The organism is Neorhizobium galegae, from assembly GCF_017877055.1.
In the GTDB taxonomy this organism is placed as follows: Bacteria; Pseudomonadota; Alphaproteobacteria; order Rhizobiales; family Rhizobiaceae; genus Neorhizobium; species Neorhizobium galegae_D.
The window spans coordinates 790,345-808,961 of sequence record NZ_JAGIPG010000003.1 but is presented as its reverse complement, the minus strand read 5'-3'; the positions used below and the strand labels follow the sequence as shown (position 1 = coordinate 808,961).

Here is an 18,617-nt window from a genome sequence, read left to right as displayed (position 1 = left end):
ACGGGTGGGGGCGCAGCGTAATTGCTACCGCAGCGTGAGAGATTATGTGAGCAATTATGATATAAATCTCATCTTTGAGATTTCCCTTGCCGACATGGAGATACTGTGAAAGCTTGGCCGCTTTCCGAGGCGGGACTGGTAGGATGCGGGCGTAAACCCCAGCAATGCCAATAGTTCTCCCCCTTAGCAGACATGGAGTTATCGGTGGGTCAATCGGAGCGGATGATCGATATCGCGAGTGTTCACAAAACATTCGTTGCGGACCATGGAACGGTCACGGCGCTGGAGCCGGTCAGCATCACGATCAGGAAAGGCGAGTTCATCTCGATCGTCGGCCCATCCGGATGCGGCAAGTCGACGCTTCTGCGGTTGATCTCCGGTCTCGACCAGGCAAGCGGCGGTACGATTACCCTCGACGTGGCAGGCGCCGTGCGTCCGGTCGGTTTCGTCTTCCAGGAACCGGTGCTGCTGCCCTGGAAGACCATCCTCGAGAATGTCCGCTTCCCCCTCGATACGTCCGGCGTCCGTCGCGCTCAAGGTGACAAGACCGCGCTCGACCTGATCAAGATGGTCGGGCTTTCAGGTTTCGAAAAGGCCCTGCCGCGCCAGCTGTCCGGCGGCATGCGCCAGCGCGCCGCCATTGCCCGCGCGCTATCCGACGATCCGCCGATCCTTTTGATGGATGAACCCTTCTCGGCCGTCGATCTTCTGACCCGCGACAACCTCAACGACGAGTTGCTTCGGATCTGGCAGTCGACCGGAAAGACCATCCTGCTCGTGACCCACAGCGTCGAGGAAGCCGCTTACCTCGCCGACCGGGTGATGGTGATGACGGCCCGGCCCGGCAAGCTGAAATGCGTGCATGACGTCGATCTTGCACGCCCGCGGGGCGAAGACACCAAGCTCGATCCTACCTACCACACACTCGTTGCCCAGTTGCGGCGTGACTTGAGAACGCCCGCCGGGGAGGCGCATTGATGAAACGGCGCCTTTCCGCGGCGGTCGATTACGCTCTGGCGCTGCTCGTGCTTCTGGCCGCCTGGTGGTACGCAACCGGCCCGATGGCCATGCCGACCTATTTGCTGCCCTCGCCGCTTCGGACCTGGAACGCGCTTGCCGGCATCGCGATGACCGGCGAATTGTGGATGCATCTCGGCTTCACATTGCAGAACATCATCGCCGGCCTCATCCTCGGCTGTATCGCGGGCATCGCGATCGCCTACGTCATGACGCGCTTCCCGAAGCTTGCTACTTGGCTCGATGGCCCGCTGGTCATTCTCCAGACGGCACCGAAGATCGCGCTCGCGCCGCTTTTCGTGGTCTGGTTCGGCTTCGGCATCATGGCGAAAATCGTTCTGGTCTTTTCGCTGGTGTTCTTCCCTGTCTTCATCGGCGCTGTCGCCGGTTTCCGGACGCTCGACCCGAAGATGAAGGATCTTTCGAAGCTGCTCGGGCTGAGCGGACTGCAGCGTTTTCGCCAGATCGAATTGCCGGCGGCCATGCCGGAGGTCTTCGTCGGGCTGAAGATCGGCGCGGTACAGGCACTTGTCGGCGCCGTATTGGCGGAATGGATGGCGGGCAAGGTCGGGCTCGGTTACCTGATGACCTTTGCATCCGCGACGTACAAGACACCGCTTCTGTTCGCGGCCGTGCTGACGACCGTGGCCCTCGGGCTGCTTCTGCATGTGGCGCTGACGATCCTTGAACGCCGGCTGCTGTCGTGGAAAGGCGTGGCGAATGGCTAAGACCAGCGCTGCCTTCCCCTGGAAAAATGGCCGTCCCCCGCATTTGCCCTGCGGGCCCGGCGACATTGCCGAAAATGTGCTGACACCCGGCGATCCGGACCGCGTCCGCCTGCTGGCCGGCATGCTGGAAGACGTCACGGATTTCGGCCGCAAGCGCGAATTTGCCGTCATTACCGGCACCTATGAAGGCAAGCGCCTGACGATCTGCTCGACCGGCATCGGCGGCCCCTCGACGGAAATAGCCCTGGTCGAACTCGCCATGCTCGGCGCTCGGCGCGTCGTGCGCATCGGAGGCATGTCGGCGCTGGCGGCAGAGTATAATGTCGGCAGTTTCGTCGCCGTCGACCGGGCGATCGGCGACACGGGTACTGCGCTCACCTATCGTGCTGCCGGTGGTAAGGCTCAGGCATCTGCTCGCATCACGCAAGGCCTCGTGGATGCGGCGGCCAGCCTCGATCTCGTCTGCCGCCCCGGCATGGTCGCATCGACCGACAGCTATTATTTCGGTCAGGACCGCCGTTATCGCCCGCTGGAGGGCGCGGATCATGGTCACGGCAATTTCATTGATGCTTTCCAGGCCAAGGGCGCCATCGGCGTCGAAATGGAAAGCGAGATCATTCTAACGGTTGGAAGCGCCGTCGGCCTCGAAACCAGCTGCCTACTTGGTGTCCATGGAAATCGCGTCACAGACGACTGGCTCGACGACTATGAGGCAACCCAACGAAACCTTCTGCGGATAGCCGGAAGGGCATTTTCCTCCAATGAATGGGAACTCAGGAGCCAACCATGATACAGTTTCGCGTCATGACTGCAGCAAGCCTTATGGCCCTGCTCACTTCACCGCTGTTCGACTCCGCGGCTCTGGCCGCCGACAAGGTCGTAATGCAGATCGACGGCGCCGCCGTTCCGTTCTATGCTCCGCTTTATGCCGGGGTTGAGAAGGGCATTTTTGAAAAGAACGGCATCGAGGTCGAGTTCATCTATGCCGGCGCTGCGGACATCCTGACCAATATCGCTGCAGGGAATGTCGATTTCGGCTTCCCCAACGGTGACGCAGTCGTGGCCGCCGCTGCCAACGGCTTGCCGGTCAAGGTCGTACACACGACCTACCAGCGCGGCATCGGTGCGCTGCTCGCCAAGGAAGCGAGCGGTATCAAGACCTACAAGGACCTGAAGGGAAAAAAGATCGCAGTTACGAGCCTGGCCAGCCCTAACTACCTGCAGCTGCAGGTGGGCCTGAAACAGGCAGGTCTGTCGCTCGGCGATGTTACGGTCGAGGTGGTCGCTACGGGCGCGATCATGCAGTCGCTGCAGTCCGGCCAGGTCGATGCGATCATCTTCTCCGAACTGCGTAAGTACAACCTGGAAGCCGACGGTACGAAGGTTACGATGATCCTATCGAACGACTTCCTGCCGTCTTTCGGCAACGTCGTCGTCACGAGCGCCAAGAGCGTTTCGCAGAGGGCAGATCTGGTCAAACGTTTCACCACCGCTGTGACCCAGTCCTACGAATGGGTCATCGACGGCCATGTCGGCGATGCGATTGATATCTCGCTGAACAAATACACGCCCACCTGGCCGAAGGAGCAGAAGGCGATCCTGACGACGGCCTTCGAAAAGACGTTCGTGCCATCCGTCTGGCAGAGCCCGCTCACCAAGAACAAGGGCCTTGGCGCCGCTGATCTTGCGGGCTGGCAGAAAAACGCCGATATTCTGGCGGAATACAAGGTGATCGACGCGGCCCCCAAGGCTGCTGATTTTGTTGTCGATCCGTCCACGATCGGTAAGTAAGCATGATCCTGCGTGGCATAGCGGGCCTGATCGCGACCCTCGTCCTTTGGACGGCGGTCGTCCATCTCTTCAATGTTCCCGCGTATCTTCTTCCGGGGCCAGTTGAAGTCCTCTCGCGTATCGCTTTCCTGTACGAGAACGCCAAGCTGCTTCGGCATATCGGCGTCACGCTTTGGGAAATCGTTGCGGGATTCGCGCTCGGAACGATCGTCGGAATCCTCTCCGGCGTCGTTTTCGCGCGTCTTCCACGCATCGAACGTTTTGCCACGCCGCTGATCCTGCTTCTCCAGACCGCGCCGAAAATCGCGATCGCGCCTCTGCTGCTTCTCTGGCTCGGCATTGGTCCGACGCCGAAGATCGTGCTGATCGCGATCGTTACCTTCTTCCCTGTCATGCAGGGCATGGTCACGGGGCTGCGATATGGAGAGGGTAGCTTTCGCGATCTCGCAAAGGTGCTGAAGCTCAGCGCATGGCAGAGTTTCTGGCATATCGAATTGCCATCCGCGCTCCCGGCGGTTCTGGCTGGCATGGCGGTTGCGACCACGCTTGCCATGACGGCTGCCGTCATAGGAGAGCTGATGGGGGCCAATGAGGGGCTCGGTTATCTCCTGTCATCGGGCCAGGAAAACAGCGATACCGCCGTGGTCATTGGCATGGTTGTGTTGCTGTCCCTGATCGGGTGGGCCTTTTACGAGGTGGTAGAACTCATCCGTCGCCGTTCAATCAGCCGTTTCGAGCTCAACTGAAACGATTGCCATGGCCCGTGTTTTCCTCTGCGTCCTTGATTCCGTCGGCTGCGGCGGTGCGCCGGACGCTGGCCGTTATGGCGATGAAGGATCCAATACTCTCCTGAATATCGCAAAAGCCTGTGCCGAAGGGCGGGCCGAGGAGGGCAGGAGTGGACCGCTGACGCTGCCTAACCTCGATGCTCTCGGATTGGGCGCTGCTATCCTGCTTTCCTGCGGCCAGCAGGCGCCAGGACTGGCGGCCGCGGCAAGTGCCCCCGATGTCCGTTGGGGCGCGGCGCAGGAAAGTTCCGCCGGCAAAGATACCCAATCCGGCCACTGGGAGCTCGCCGGCGTTCCGGTGACCCGCGACTGGCATTATTTTCCTCGCACGGTTCCCGCCTTTCCGGCTGACCTTATCGGTGACCTAATCACCCGTTCCGGCATTCCCGGGACGCTCGCCAATTGCCACGCCTCCGGCACCGAGGTACTGGACCAGCTTGGTCTGGAGCATATCGCGACAGGAAAGCCGATCGTCTATACGTCCGCCGATAGCGTCGTGCAGATCGCCGCGCATGAAACGCATTTCGGCCTGGAGAGACTGCTCGATCTGTGCCGGATTGCAGCGGATATCTTTCATCCGCTCAATGTCGGTCGCATTATCGCCCGTCCCTTCCTTGGCGAGATGCCGGGCAGTTTCGTCCGCACTGCCAACCGCAAGGATTTTGCCATCGCCCCACCGGCCGCGACGATCTGCGACAGGGTGGTCTCGGCGGGCGGCGCGGTGCATGCGGTCGGCAAGATCGGCGATATATTCGCTTACAAAGGCATTACCGACGTCTCGAAGGGTATTGACGACATGGCGCTGTTCGACCACGTTCTCGGTTGGTGCGATCGCGCGGCACAAGGCGATCTGGTGTTCACCAATTTCATCGAATTCGACAGTCTCTGGGGCCACCGGCGCAATGTCGCCGGCTACGCGCGGGCGCTCGAAACGTTCGATGCGCGCCTGCCCGAACTGACCGCGCGGCTTCGCGAGGGCGATCTGCTGATCATCACGGCGGACCATGGCAATGATCCGACCCGGACCGGAACAGACCACACCCGCGAACGGGTGCCGGTCCTTGCAACGGGGCGGGGGATCGCCCCCGCCGAGCTCGGCATCTGCGCCTTTACCGACGTTGCAGCAATGGTGGCGTCACATTTGGCGCTCGTCTGAACAAAGGGCAGTTCAGCCGCCGATACCGAAGGTCGCACCGCGCGTCGCCCAGCCCGTCATGCGCTTTTCGACGAAGGCAAACATCATGTACATGATGATGCCCATTAGCGCGATCACCACAAGGCCGGCAAACACCAGTGGTATATTGAAGTTGGCGGATGCCTGGGTCATCAGCGTGCCGATGCCGCGGTTGGAGGCAAGCGTCTCCGAGATGACCGAGCCAACGAATGCCAAGGTGATCGATATTTTGAGCGACGCAAACAGATAAGGCATCGAGCGCGGAATGCCGATCTTGCGGACGATGTCCAATTGGCTGGCACCCAGCGACCGCAACACGTCGCGCAGGTCCGGCTCGATCGTGGCAAGTCCGGTCGCCACGTTGACGGCAATCGGAAAGAAGCTGAGCATGAATGCGGTGACGATTGCCGGCACGGTCCCGATGCCGAACCAGACGACGAGAATCGGCACGATCGCGACCTTTGGAACCGAGTTGAAGCCCACCAGCATCGGATAAAGACTGGTATAGGCAAGTCGTGAGGAGCCGACCAGGATACCGAGGAAGGTGCCGAATGCGACGGCGACGGCAAAGCCGACCACCGTGGTGTAGAGCGTCTGGCTGGAATGAAACCAGATGACAAAGGCGTTGTTGTAAAGCGCCACCGCGACCATCGACGGCGACGGCAGCACGAAGGGCGGGATGTCGAAAGTCTCGCAGGCCAGTTCCCAGAAGATGAGCAACGCCAAAGGCAGGACAATCGGACCGGCGCGTTCCATCATGTTCATCGCGCTGCCCTCGCAGGTGTAGTGGGCGCACCGGTTGCCGCCATTTCGATCGGCATTCTCTGGGCACGGATGTCGGCGCGCAGCTCCATTACGTTTTCGTTGAACGCGGGATCGATGAAGGTCTGCTCACCCCGCGGGCGGCTGAAGGCGCCTGTATTGACCGTGCGAGCGACGCAGCCCGGCCGATTGGACATCACATGCACGTCATCGGCGAGATAAAGTGCCTCGCGCAAATCGTGAGTGACCAGGATCGCGGTGAAGCGCCGTTCCAGCCAAATCGTCTGCAGGACATCCCATAGCTCCTCACGGGTAAACGCGTCGAGCGCGCCGAATGGCTCGTCGAGCATCAGAAGGCGCGGCTGATGGATCAGCGACCGGCACAGCGAGGCGCGCTGCTGCATGCCGCCGGAAAGCTGCCAGGGATAATGATTGGCGAAACTCTCAAGACCGACGATCCGCAGAAGGTCCATTGCCCGCTCGGTGAATTCCTTTTTTTTCGCCCGCAGCTGGTGGCGTTCGGGACGGACCACCTCCAGCGGCAGCATCACGTTTTCCAGCGTCGTACGCCAGGGCAGGAGGTTCGGGTTCTGGAACGCCATGCCGACGATGCTGACCGGGCCGGAGATTTCATGGCCATCGACCACGACAGCTCCGGTGGTGGCGGGCATCAAGCCCGTCACCAGTTTCATCAACGAGGATTTTCCGCAGCCGGATGGGCCAACCACCGCGGCGAAGGAGCCCTCCGGTACTTTCATATTCAGGTTCGATACCGCCAGCGTCTTTCCATAGGAAAGGCTGACGTCGATCAACTCGACGAGATTTTTCATCCAGGCCGCCAGAACTGTGGTTTTGCTAAGATTACGAGAGATTTACTTCGGCGGAATCCGCTCGGCGGCCGGCGGCAGGAATGCCGTCGTGTAGATCTTTTCCGGAGCCGGCGCTGCAATCTTGTAGGCATCGGCATTGGTCTTGATGGTCAGGGCCATACGGGCAGGATCGACGAAACCGAGGCCGTTCTTTTCGAACAGGGGCGATTTCAGAACGCCCCTGTCGATCAGGAACTGCAGGCGCGCCGTTTCCAGCTTGATGTCGTAGAGCGGCTCTATTTCCTTCATCGCCTGCATGCCCGCTTGCGGGTTCTTCAAAAGCGAGATTGTGCCGGCTATCGATGCTTTGACGAAGCCCTTGATGATCTCGGGGTTCTTGGCGATGTAGGCGGGCGTGGCGACCAGTGCGCTGCCATAGAGGTCGAGACCGTTATCGGCATAACCGAGCACGGTGATATCCTTTTCAGGCACGCCGGCGGATATCAAGTTGAACACGGATGTCGAGGAAAAGCCGGAGATCGCATCGACCTGGCCCTGAACCAGCATGGTTTCGCGCAGGTTCGGTGCCATGGTAACCCAGTTGATCGAGGCCGGGTCGATCTTGTTGGCCCCGGCGAAGGCGCCGAACATCAAGCGGCTGGAATCGGCTTCCGGCGCGCCAAGCTTCTTGCCGGCAAGATCCGCCGGTGTCTTGATGCCGGATTTCGCCAGCGCAATGATCGAGTTCGGGGTTTTGTCGAACACCTGGTAGAAGGCGATCAGGGCACGCTCCGGGTTCTCGGCATTGAACTTGATCAGCGAATTGATGTCGGTGAAGCCGATGTCGTAGGCGCCTGACGCAACCTTGACGATGGTGTCGCCCGAGCCGTAGCCGCGGTCCATCGTGACCTTAAGGCCGTTGGCCTCAAAGCTCTTTTCCTTGAGCGCAAGGCCCCAGATGGCGTGGTTGCCTTGCAGCGTCCAATCCAGTGAAAATTTGACGGGCGTCAGGGTCTGTGCGGCGGCTGAGATTGCGGAGCCGATCAAGATTGAAGCGGCAACCGACAGCGCTAAAACTGCTCTTTTCATTATGTTCCCTCAATTTTATGGTGAAGACGAAGTTTGTATCGCATAAATTAGACGTCGTCTAGAAAATTTTCCGAATTCTCGTAAAATGAAAAGAAGCAGAATTGCATTTACGGCGAAGACGGAGGTGTCGTGGCTATCCCGGCGGCGATTTAAGTCTCGGTTGTTTGGATACGCCAAATGGCGCGGTTTGAGCAACCGGCAGAAGCGTGAAGCTTGGTCTGGAGTTACATTGGAACCGGTTGCGGAGGAGCGTCGGTCGTTACCGCGGCTGCCGCACACCCTATGCTTCATGCTGGATGGCAAGGCTCGGGAATCGTGATGAACAGCGGATCAACGCGCCGTACGTCCCGCGCAAAAGCGAGCTTCCCGAGGCCCGACATATAAGCGCCCTCAAGCGCCCCGCCTCCGTCACATGCAAAATCTGACGCTTGTAACAGGTCCTATTGAGCGGACTCCATGATCGCTTCGCGCAGCACGGCAACGCCCTCTAGAAAGTCGGCAAGGTCCATGTCTTCTTCCGGGTTGTGGGAGCCGTTGCGGTTGCGCACGAAAATCATGGCGCTCGGTACCCCGGCAGTGGCAAAGACGGCTGCATCGTGCCCCGCACCGCTTGGCATTTCCTCGGCGGGGATGCCCAATGACTTCGTAGCGTTTCCCAAGCGTTCGATCCATTCTCTATCCATGATGGCCGAACCGGAATCGACCCGGCGATCGAAATTGAAGGCAACACCGCGCTCCTCGCAGATCGACGCGCACTCGGAAAGAAAGAGGTTGTAAAACTCCTCCAGGGTGTCGTGGCTTTGGCTGCGGGCCTCGAAACTGAAACGCACGTGGCCTGGAATGCGGGCAATTGCATGCTCCTCGGGCACGGTGCCGAACAGGCCAGATGTCACAACAAGATCTCTGCCGCATTCCAGCAATGTGCGCCAATGGTGGTCGATGCGCGTCATCAACTCGGCAGTGGCGAAGACCGCATCATGCCGCAACCAGCGTGGTATCGCACCTGAATGACCGGCCTCGCCGACGCATTCGATTGCGCGGTGCCTTATATTGCCGCGAATGCCCGTGACGATACCGATCGACTGCCCGCGGGCGATCAAGACCGGTCCCTGTTCGATGTGCAGTTCCAGCCAGACCAGAATCCTGCTGGCGTCGAGCAGGCGTTCTCCGCGCTTTATGCGTTCGACATCGGCACCGACATCGCGCATGCAGTCGCCAAGGCTCCGTTGCGTATCGCTCGACTTGGCGGAAAGATCGACCTCTGTGAGTTCTCCGAAAAGCGCTCTGGAGCCGATGTAAGCCTTGCCGAAACGGGCGCTTTCCTCTCCGCGCAGACCGAACAGCTTGATCGAGCGCCGCGGTATAAATCCCTCCGCCTTCAGCCGACCGAGGACCAACAATCCCGCGACGACGCCAGCGGCGCCGTCGAAATTTCCGCCTTGAGGCACCGAATCCAGATGCGATCCGCAAGCGATATAGGGAAGCTCCGGTTCGCTCCCGGCGAGTGTGACGACAAGGTTGGCGCCGTGATCGCGATGCGTGGCGAGGCCCAGTTCCCTGGCGACCGTCTCGACTGCGTCAAGCGCGAGGCTCTCGCCGCTTCCGTAACTTGCCCTCGTGATCCCGACGCCGTCTCCCGTCAGTTCTGCAAGCCGCTCGAAGAGCTGCTGGCCAACTCGGAGCTCGTCAAAGCTGTCTGCTGAAGCCATATGCGCATTGAATACGGTCATTACTGCGGATCCAGCCAGGAGAGGTCACTCTCGTCGGCTTCCTCGATCAACAGTGCTCCGGTCAGGGCCGAAGCCCGGTTGATCTGTCGGTGATAACAAAACGCCTGCAGGTCCTCTATGATCCGGGGCATGATGTTGGGTTGAAGAAAGGTGGCCGTTCCCACTTGCACCGCGCGTGCGCCGGCCAGCATATATTCGATTACGTCCTCGGCGGATGAGATGCCACCGCAGCCGATGATCGGAATGTCGACCGCGTTCGCACACTGGAAAACCTGGCGCAGAACGATCGGCTTGACCGCCGGGCCGGACAGCCCCCCCATGACATTGCCGAGACTCGGTTTGAACGTCTTGAGATCGATTGCCATCGACAGAATCGTGTTGGCGACAACCAGCGCATCCGCTCCCTCGGCTTCCCCGGCACGCGCAACTGCCGGCATGTCTCCGGTATTCGGGGTAAGCTTGATCCACAGCGGAAGATCGGTGGCGGCGCGCAACGCGCGCGTCACCGTGGCGGTCGAGTCCGCGTTCATGGCAAACGCCTTGCCGTCCTCCTCGATGTTCGGGCAGGAAATGTTCGCTTCGATGGCGGCTACGCCGGGGAGCGAAAGATCGCGGGCCAGGCAGGCAAAACCGTCTGCAGTAGGCGCCGAGATGCTGACGACGAGCGGCGTGGATAAATGGGCATAAAGCGGGATAATCTTCTCGACGAAATGCGCAACGCCTTTGGATGGGATGCCGATCGCATTGATCATGCTGTTTGGGCGCTCGACGACGCGGGGGGTCGGGTTGCCGGCCCGGACTTCTCTGGTGACAGTCTTGGTGACGATCGCGCCCAGGCGGTCGAAATCCATCACCTGCGACAGGCCTTCAGCGAAGGTTCCCGACGCGGGCATGATGGGATTCTTCAGCGTCAGTTCGCCGATCTTCACCGACATGTCGATATCGGTCTCAAGCTTCATGGCAGAGTCTCTAAAAGATCGAACACCGGACCGTCCCAGCAGACCCGGCGATTGACGATAGTGCCACCGACATTGAAGTCCCTGACGCAGCAAAAACAAAGCCCGATACCGCAGGCCATTTGTTGTTCGATCGCCACCTGGCCCGGCAGCGAAAACTCCTCCGCGAGGCGCTGCTGGACCCTCATCAGCCGGCTGGACCCACAGGTGAAAAAGGCCTGGCAGCGACCGTCCGTGATCAATTCGCGCAGAATACGCTCCACATTGGCCGGGCCGCTCGTCGCCTCCTGATCCGTCACCTGTATGACGGTCGCCCCTTGCTCCTCGAAAAGCCCGACAGAGACCATGAGGTCAGGTCTGCGAGCGCTGAAGACGGCCGTGACGCGGGTGCCGTTACGCCTTGCGGCCTTCGCCAGCGGTGCAAGCGTGGCGAGCCCCGCGCCGCGTCCGACTGCGACAATATCCGTCAAGCCTGGATCGAGTGCGAAACCGCGTCCGAGGGGCCCCATTATGTCAAGCAGGTCGCCGCGCTTCAGGGTCGCAAGGCCACGCGTTCCCGAGCCGACGACCTTGTAGAGAAACTCGATCCGTCCCTGGTGCGGGTTCGTGCCGTAAAGGCTCATCGGGCGTCGTAGAAACGGCTCTTCGCCCGGCAATTTTGGGCAAAGCAGGCTAAAAAACTGCCCAGGTTCGGCAGCCGCGGCCACGGGGCCGCACTCGACGACCAGATGATAATATTCCGCATTGACCGCGTCATTGGAAACGACACGGGACATTTCCGCCACCACCGTGGGCTTGAACGGACGCGGAACGCTTTCGCGGACCAGGCCAATCGAACCGTGGTCATCGCGGGAAAAATCGCTCAACTGCAATGGTTCAACCGTCATGGGGAACCATTCGGACGCCCCGCGACGTCAACAGGCCGCTGTCTGACGAAAGTGCCCGCAGAGGCAATGACCATCCAGGAATCAGCATCGATATCTCCTTCTCCTGGGACGCTCCATAAACAGATAAAAGGCAGCATTGCATATCGACTTCTCATTTACAAGACAAAATCTCAAATTTGCGACGGCCCTGATATACGCTTTTCATGATCGGCTCGGACCAACTGTCATGTCGGCGTCGGAGCAAGATCGGAGGTCCAGCCGGCATTGATAAGGGCGACGCCCGCCATGATGGACGCCATGCCGAGCATTTTCTTCTCCGTCAGGCGCTCTCTGAAAAAGAGATTGGCGAGAATTACCGAAACCGGAAGGCTTGAACGCCTCAATATTGCGACGATGGACGGCATGCTGTCCGGAAAGGAAACGGCGTAAAACGAGAAAATCTCCCCAAAGGCTATCAGTAGGGATGCAAGGCCCAGATAGAGAAGCGGCAGATGCCCACCGTCACGCCTTCGCCAATTCCATTTTAGCGGGCGGGCGAGGGCCGGTCGCGTGGAAAATGCCAGAAGAAGAGTGAGAAGGCCCATGCGGTAGGCATCGGACAGCGCCTGCAGAACGAACAGATTGGCCGGGACTGTCGATAACAGGTGTTTGTCATAGATCGACATCAAACCAGAACAAGTCGCGGCTATGATCGTAAGCACCATATTTGCCAACCAGAGGTGGTCGGATGCCGGTGCCACGATGCTGGAGTGGGCTGCAGTCTTGCGCTCCCAGGCCACCAGCACGACACCACTCAAAATGGCCCCGATCCCCAGATATTCCGGGGCGTTCGGGCGATCACCGTAGAAGATTGTGCCTGCAACGACCGAAAGTGCCGGCGACAGTGCACGCAGGGCCGCATAGGTTCCCAAGGGCAGATTGCGCAGAACGATGAATATCGGCGCATAGGCGCCGAATTGTAACAGGGATCGGCCGATCACCATTCCATGCGCCGCTGGTGACAGGTGCACCGCCTCAAGGGCGGCTGGCGCGAGACCGAGCATGAGAAATATCGGGATCCATAGAATTAGACCCAGGAAATACAGCGTGAAACAGGCAATGCGCGGCTGAAGATTGGGCAGTGCCATCTTTAGAGCCAAGTCGCCGCAGCCAAGTGTTACGCCCGCGAGCGTGGCAAAGGTGACCCACATCGTGTCGTTCCTCCGGAGCTTCGATTCCGCCGTCGCGGGTATGTCCCGGATTCTCTTCGAACGAATGAAGGGGGCGCTGCCGGCTTGGTGCTATATATGCGGCGAAATAGGGCTCAATGGGTGTCAAAGATCTTCCGATAACGGTCGAGATGTTGCTCTGTCGCGTTTCTCTCTGCTTCAGACGGGTGTTCCGCATCCGTGGCGGGCGGCAGCATCCCGAACTTCATGATGCAGAGCATCAGCAGCATTCGGGCCTTCGTTGCGGTCAGGTTCGACCCGCCGATAAAACTGCGGCTGTGACGGGCAAAACCTTCCGTATTGCCGCGACCGACGCATACTATCGGGAGACCGCAATAGACCGCGCGTTCGAGTGCCGCCAGTTTCGAGGCGGATGCAGGCTTGCCGTAGGGCGAGAGCCCTTCGAGAACGAAGCCGGCAAGCGGATGAGACGTCAGGCATTTCCGCAGAATTGCGACGATATCCACCTCGTTTTCCGGATGAATGCCGAAGTCGTCCTCGGAGTAGCTGTAGTCCTTGACGATGGACACATAGGGAATGGCGTCGTCGCGCAGGTCGCCGGAAGGGGTTTTGATCGGAATTTCGATGCGTCCTATCGTGCCATCGCGTTGCGTAATCCCGCAGACGGATGCAGGCAGCCGGCTGATATTCAACTCGGACTGGTAGGTGTGTTTGGCGTTGGGGGTAAAGCAAAGCCGAGAGCGGCCTTCAGATGCCGCGCCGATAATGCCGCCATGTCCGCCGCTGGCGGCGAAGCCGCCGGGTCGCGCGTCGACTTTCACAACCTCCCTTGCGGCGAACACACGTTGGTCCTGTACCAGAACGGCTCCCGCCCGGTTGTGTCCTTCCGCATCGGCCCAGCAACCGGAAGAGATGTAGTGCACGGAATCGATGAGGTTGCGCGGACCGTCATTGCTCGTTTCGCCGTGATAGCGCTGCGATGCATTTCCGCAAACGGGTACCGTCACGTCGAGAACGAGGTTTAACCAGTAAATCGTTTCCTCGATGCGAGGACTGCCCTGTGTCCAGATCGCTCCGTCATAATGACCGTCACGCAGGATTTTTTGGGTGGCGTTGGCTATTCGGGCCAGCGTCGTTCGCGGGGGCGATCTGCTCAAATGCGGGGGTCTGTAGGGAAAGAAGTCCCTCCCTGAAACCTCGATCGCACCGGTGCCATCGGCGTGACCGCTGCTTTCGCCGCTCGGAACGCCGTTCATGTAGCCACCGGATGGGGCGACGCGGTAAAACTCCACATCCGCAATGTCGTGGATTGCGCTGCCGCGTCCTTTCGGGTCCACACCCAGCCTGTCCACTTCCTCGAAGGTGCGGCTGCCGTCCGGCATGAAAGGTTGGCGGCTCATTTCCCGCGCGGCAAAGGATGACACGCCATCCGTTTCCCAGGCGCTTCCGTCCCGCTGTCGGGCCATATAGGGCAGGGGATAGTAACCGTCCTCCGGCCTCAGCTCCACACGAAAGACAGGCCGATTGGCCGTGGCAGTCTCCGTTGTACTGAAATTGCCCTGGCTATCGACGTAGCCGTCCGGCGGCGCGTAGAGATGAGCAGCGTCGGCCTCGAGCGGATGCGCGGAGAACTGCTCGATGTAAACGTGGACGGGTACAGCCAGTCTCTGCGGGCGCAAGCTGTCGTAACGCGATGGGTTTCCATCGACATCGGTTAGCAAGGGGAGAGCGTGAATGGCTCGAGCCTTGTTGGATGTCACCAGTGGCGGAGTATTGTGGATTGTCGCGTTCGGCCCCGCCAGATGGGCTATGCGGGCCTTATTGGTGCCATGCCGGGCGTCACGCATGCTCGGCGGCCCTTGCGGAAGCGGCAACGTCCTGGCCGAGCCGAATGTCGTGCCGTGCCAGACGTGCCTTCAATCCCGGATAAATTTGCCTGCCGAAATCCTTCAGGTCGTCGATGAAGTCGATAAAGGTGAGTTGAATGGCATCGAATTTCGCGTCTGTCGCGACCTGAGCGAGTTGCTCGGCAATCGTGTCGTAGGATCCGATGATCGGTGCTCCGGTGCCGAAGCCGATCATGCGCGGATTGCGCAGAAAGGACGTCCGGCCTTCGGAAGAGTCCCGATTGTCCCTCTCGAACGAGGCGATGAGGTTGTCGAAAGCCTCGTTGTCCCGGCCGTCGAGCAAGCGCTCGAAACGATCGTGAGCGGCCTGATCGGAGCTGCCGGCCACGATCAGCATGTTGGCTGAAACCTTCAAGTCGCGCCCCTCTTCGGCAGCGAAGGCTTTTACATGGTCCACTTTTTCTGGACGGGCGCCGACAAATTGATAGTTCGAATGCTTGGCTCCGAAACGGAGGCCTTCATCGGACAGTCCGGCTGAGATGATCGGCGGATAGGGCTTTTGGATCGGCTTCGGATCGCAGACGCAGTTGGTCAGTTGAAAGAAGCGACCGTCGTGGGTGAGGCGCTGTTGCGTCCACAATTGCTTGACAACAGTCAGCCATTCGTCGGCATATTCATAGCGGAAGCTCTCATATCCTTCGGGCACGACTCCCATCTGCTCGAGTTCTTCAAGCGTGTTTCCGGTGACGATGTTGACGCCGAAGCGGCCGCCGCTGATTTCGTCGATCGTGGCAATCATTTTCGCCGCGACGACGGGGTGAAAGAGCAGCGGGTTGATGGTTGCGAACAGCTTGATCCTGTTCGTCACGCCGGCCAGCGCTGCGCTCATGACGACCGGCTCGATCGTCTGTTCCCAAAAGCCGCTCCTGCCGCCGAACCCCATCCATTTTCCCATTGAAAAGAGGAAGTCGAAGCCGGCCTCTTCCGCAAGCGCCGCGATGCTCCTCTCAAGCGCGAAGGTCGGCTGATATCTTGGTGCCGTTGTGGACATCAGAAAGCCATTCGTGCCGACCGGCATGAAAACGCCAAGTTCCAGGGTGCGCATGGGATTCCTTTCAACAGGTGAGAGAGGGTTGAGGAGGTATCAATTGCCTTCATCATAAAGCTGGGTCACCGCAGCCGCCGCCGTCTGGACATCGGCGAGACCCGCCCTCCTCACTGCTGCTGCTGCGCGTTCTCTTGCCTTTCGCTTTATGTCGGCTTCGTCCAGCGAGTTGATCCTGCCGCCCCTATAGAGAGCGCGTCCGGCGACCCAGGTCTCGACGATGGAGTTGACGGACGCGGAATAGACGAGGGTCTGAAGCGGATCGTGATAAGGCGTCCACTCGATGTGATCGGTATCGAACAGAATGAAGTCGGCCTGCTTGCCGACCTCGATGGAGCCGATCTCATCGTCCCAGAGCAGGGCGCAGGCCGCCTCGATGGTCGCCATTCTCAGGGCCTTGCGCGCGCCGACCGCGTCCGGATCAATATGGGCATCCTTGAAGAGGCCGGAAACGATATGCATCTGGCGCATCAGATTCAGGTTGCCCGCAGCAGAAACGCCATCTGTTCCAAGGCTGACCGTTATGCCCCTGTCCAGCATTTCTTTGTAGCGGCCTATGGCGCTGGCACCCTTTCCCAACTTGAGGGAAGAGCAGGGGCAGAAGGCGACCTTGACGTCTCCGGCGGAGAGAGCGTCCAGGTCTTCGTCGTTGACGGCGACGCAATGAGCGATCACCAGGTTGCTTCCCAATCCCCCCGCCGCCTGAATTCTCGATACCGGCCAGGCGCCGTGGTTTTTCTCGCATATGCGGGCCTCCTCGATAGAGGTCGCCAGATGATAGGTCGTGCCGACCCCCAGGCGCTCCGCCAGCGCCCTTGCACCGACATGCAGCTCCAGCGAACAGGGCTCCTTTCCTTCGATGTTGACCCAGCAACGGATGCGCCCGTCGGCCCCGCCATTGAAGCGGTGGACGCAATCTTCAAGCGCAGCCAGGGCCGTTTCGGCATCGTCGAAGAAATGATGCCGCATCATTTCTTCCGACCAGCCGGGCGGAATGTCCCTGGGGCGGTTGTCGGCGGCGTGCCGTCCGGTGATGCCGCGGATTCCGGACTGCTCGATCGCGTCCACCACGTGGGCCGGATCGAATTGCGAACCCATATCGAGGAAGCATGTCGTCCCGCTGCGCAACATCTCGCAGATGCCAAGCAAAGCACCCCAATATTCATCCTCGCGATCGATATGCGCATAGAAGGGCTTTGCCCAATTGAAGACCCAGGCCCGAGTGTTCAGGTTGTCCGGGAATACCCCCCGCGAAAGCGTCTCCGACAGGTGCACATGCGTATCGATGAAGCCTGGGCAAAGCGCCCGTTGCCGTCCATCCATGATCGTATCGAAGGACGCTCGATCGTGGCGGCCTGCCACCTCGGCGGCCGGCCCGACATCGGCGATACGCTTGCCTTCGAGCACGACGCTGGCATTGCGAAGGATGGTGTCGTCATTATCGACCAGAAACAACGCGTCGAGGTTTTCGATCAATGTCCGCATGACAGATCTCAGGCCTGAAGCGCAGGAACCCGGAAGGTCCTGAGTTTGTGTCCCACATTGTCGCACCGTATCTCCGACACGGTCCCGCCGTCGTAGTCATTCATGACCTGCTGGATGGCGGCGACAATCCCGGTCCGGAAAGCCGGATCATCCATTTCCGGACCCATTGCGAGGATGGAAGAGCCCCAACTGCTCATGGCAACGCCGCTGACGCCCATTTCACGTAGCTTTTCCATGACGACGGGCACCACTTCCGCCTGGCACTCGATCTGGTGAGATTTCCATCGGCATTTCTGTAGCTCGTTGATGCCGCGGGCGAAGATTTTCGGATCGTCCTCGATCACGGCGGGAATAAGCATCATCATTGTGATGTGGCTCACCGCCCGGACGTCTTCCATCGGGATGGGGCAGACCTGGGCGAAGAGCTGCTGCTCCAGCGCGCCATGGATCTTGCGGGCGATGGGGGTGACAAGCAGCATCGGCCAATCGGGCATGTCATAACGCGCGAGCAGGGGGCCGGGCGGGATGTCCGTGGCCCAGCCGGACGTCATGAACGCACCCGCCTTGACTTCCGCCCGATGGCCGCAGTCGACGACAAAGCCTCCCTGGTCGAAGCAGTTGGAGCCAATGCCCGACGTTCCGCCGCGTCCGACAAAGCGGGCGAGTTCGCGACCGGGAAACTCATAACCGTAAAGCGTCGTATAGGCTTTCGCGATTCCAAGCAGCAGAGCCGTCTTCGAGCCGAGCCCGGCGTGTGACGATACGGGCGACTTCACGAAAATGTCGACTTCGGGCAGGCGCAGCTTCTGGTGCAACGCCCCGAGTGCGGCCTCAATGGCGTTTTCGGCCTCGACGCGGTCTTCGGGGTCATCGATATCGCATGTGATGGCGTTGCGACCCGTCGCTTGCGTCGCCGTGATCTCAAATCTTGGACTCGAAAGCGCGAAGCCCACTCCCCCGTCCACACGATCGGAAAAAGAGCCATTCAAATCTGCCAACGTCAGATGGAAGCGGCTTGGCGCACTAACGCTTACACGATGATACAACATAATGGAAAATTCCCTCTTGCTGTCGGCTTGTTGCTGTCCGCGACCCTTGATTGAGCGGTGCGGCATGTCGCTGCCGATTTGTTGGCCTGGAAACCATATTAATAAAATGAAATTGTGTCTATATAAATAGATTTTATTTATATAATGGTCTGTCGGCTCGGCGCGTGGTTTTGAGGCCGTGGCCAATGTAATGTCCTGTCGCGCCCGCGACCACGCGACTTCGCCGAAACC

17 protein-coding genes are annotated in these 18,617 nt (G+C 59.8%); 6 read left to right on the top strand and 11 right to left on the bottom strand.

Annotated elements, in window-relative coordinates:
* The first annotated feature begins 204 nt into the window (after nt 1-204).
* The 6 genes from J2857_RS22930 to J2857_RS22905 are packed head-to-tail and all read left to right on the top strand — an operon-like array spanning nt 205 to nt 5,480.
* Entirely contained in the window at nt 205-978 is a 774-nt protein-coding gene (locus J2857_RS22930) for an ABC transporter ATP-binding protein (RefSeq protein WP_210012377.1), read from the top strand.
* Nucleotides 978-1,745, top strand: a complete 768-nt coding sequence (locus tag J2857_RS22925) for an ABC transporter permease (protein WP_210012376.1) — start codon at nt 978-980, stop codon at nt 1,743-1,745. Before J2857_RS22930 ends, J2857_RS22925 begins: the two co-directional genes overlap by 1 nt.
* Complete coding sequence (locus J2857_RS22920) at nt 1,738-2,535, top strand: nucleoside phosphorylase (RefSeq protein WP_210012375.1); 798 nt, start codon at nt 1,738-1,740, stop codon at nt 2,533-2,535. Before J2857_RS22925 ends, J2857_RS22920 begins: the two co-directional genes overlap by 8 nt.
* On the top strand, nt 2,532-3,536 hold the full coding sequence (locus J2857_RS22915; RefSeq protein WP_210012374.1) for an ABC transporter substrate-binding protein: 1,005 nt from the start codon (nt 2,532-2,534) through the stop codon (nt 3,534-3,536). Before J2857_RS22920 ends, J2857_RS22915 begins: the two co-directional genes overlap by 4 nt.
* Nucleotides 3,537-3,538: 2 nt before the next feature.
* A complete protein-coding gene (locus J2857_RS22910) occupies nt 3,539-4,282 on the top strand; it encodes an ABC transporter permease (protein ID WP_210012373.1) in 744 nt (247 codons plus the stop codon).
* Nucleotides 4,283-4,292: 10 nt separating this feature from the next.
* Complete coding sequence (locus J2857_RS22905) at nt 4,293-5,480, top strand: phosphopentomutase (protein ID WP_210012372.1); 1,188 nt, start codon at nt 4,293-4,295, stop codon at nt 5,478-5,480.
* Nucleotides 5,481-5,492: 12 nt separating this feature from the next.
* On the opposite strand, the gene J2857_RS22900 is transcribed toward J2857_RS22905, so the two are convergent.
* The 11 genes from J2857_RS22900 to J2857_RS22850 all read right to left on the bottom strand — a co-directional run bounded on the left by J2857_RS22900 (nt 5,493) and on the right by J2857_RS22850 (nt 18,572).
* Complete coding sequence (locus J2857_RS22900; RefSeq protein WP_210012371.1) at nt 5,493-6,263, bottom strand: ABC transporter permease; 771 nt, start codon at nt 6,261-6,263, stop codon at nt 5,493-5,495.
* On the bottom strand, nt 6,260-7,090 hold the full coding sequence (locus J2857_RS22895) for an ABC transporter ATP-binding protein (RefSeq protein WP_210012370.1): 831 nt from the start codon (nt 7,088-7,090) through the stop codon (nt 6,260-6,262). Before J2857_RS22895 ends, J2857_RS22900 begins: the two co-directional genes overlap by 4 nt.
* Nucleotides 7,091-7,132: 42 nt before the next feature.
* Nucleotides 7,133-8,158 (bottom strand): ABC transporter substrate-binding protein, encoded by a 1,026-nt coding sequence (locus J2857_RS22890; RefSeq protein ID WP_210012369.1) that lies wholly within the window; start codon nt 8,156-8,158, stop codon nt 7,133-7,135.
* Between the two features lie 440 nt (nt 8,159-8,598).
* Entirely contained in the window at nt 8,599-9,888 is a 1,290-nt protein-coding gene (locus J2857_RS22885; RefSeq protein ID WP_245363677.1) for a hydantoinase/carbamoylase family amidase, read from the bottom strand.
* A complete protein-coding gene (locus tag J2857_RS22880; protein ID WP_245363675.1) occupies nt 9,888-10,946 on the bottom strand; it encodes a dihydroorotate dehydrogenase in 1,059 nt (352 codons plus the stop codon). The genes J2857_RS22885 and J2857_RS22880 overlap by 1 nt, the downstream gene beginning before the upstream one ends.
* Entirely contained in the window at nt 10,844-11,731 is an 888-nt protein-coding gene (locus J2857_RS22875; RefSeq protein WP_210012368.1) for a dihydroorotate dehydrogenase electron transfer subunit, read from the bottom strand. Before J2857_RS22875 ends, J2857_RS22880 begins: the two co-directional genes overlap by 103 nt.
* Nucleotides 11,732-11,955: 224 nt before the next feature.
* Nucleotides 11,956-12,921, bottom strand: coding sequence for an EamA family transporter (locus J2857_RS22870; RefSeq protein ID WP_210012367.1), 966 nt, complete (start codon nt 12,919-12,921; stop codon nt 11,956-11,958).
* 113 nt (nt 12,922-13,034) lie between these two features.
* Nucleotides 13,035-14,747, bottom strand: a complete 1,713-nt coding sequence (locus tag J2857_RS22865) for an asparaginase domain-containing protein (protein ID WP_210012366.1) — start codon at nt 14,745-14,747, stop codon at nt 13,035-13,037.
* Entirely contained in the window at nt 14,740-15,852 is a 1,113-nt protein-coding gene (locus tag J2857_RS22860; protein ID WP_210012365.1) for an LLM class flavin-dependent oxidoreductase, read from the bottom strand. The genes J2857_RS22865 and J2857_RS22860 overlap by 8 nt, the downstream gene beginning before the upstream one ends.
* A 39-nt stretch (nt 15,853-15,891) precedes the next feature.
* Entirely contained in the window at nt 15,892-17,337 is a 1,446-nt protein-coding gene (locus J2857_RS22855; RefSeq protein ID WP_210012364.1) for an amidohydrolase family protein, read from the bottom strand.
* Nucleotides 17,338-17,345: 8 nt separating this feature from the next.
* Entirely contained in the window at nt 17,346-18,572 is a 1,227-nt protein-coding gene (locus tag J2857_RS22850) for a beta-ribofuranosylaminobenzene 5'-phosphate synthase family protein (protein WP_210012363.1), read from the bottom strand.
* Between the last annotated feature and the right edge of the window lie 45 nt (nt 18,573-18,617).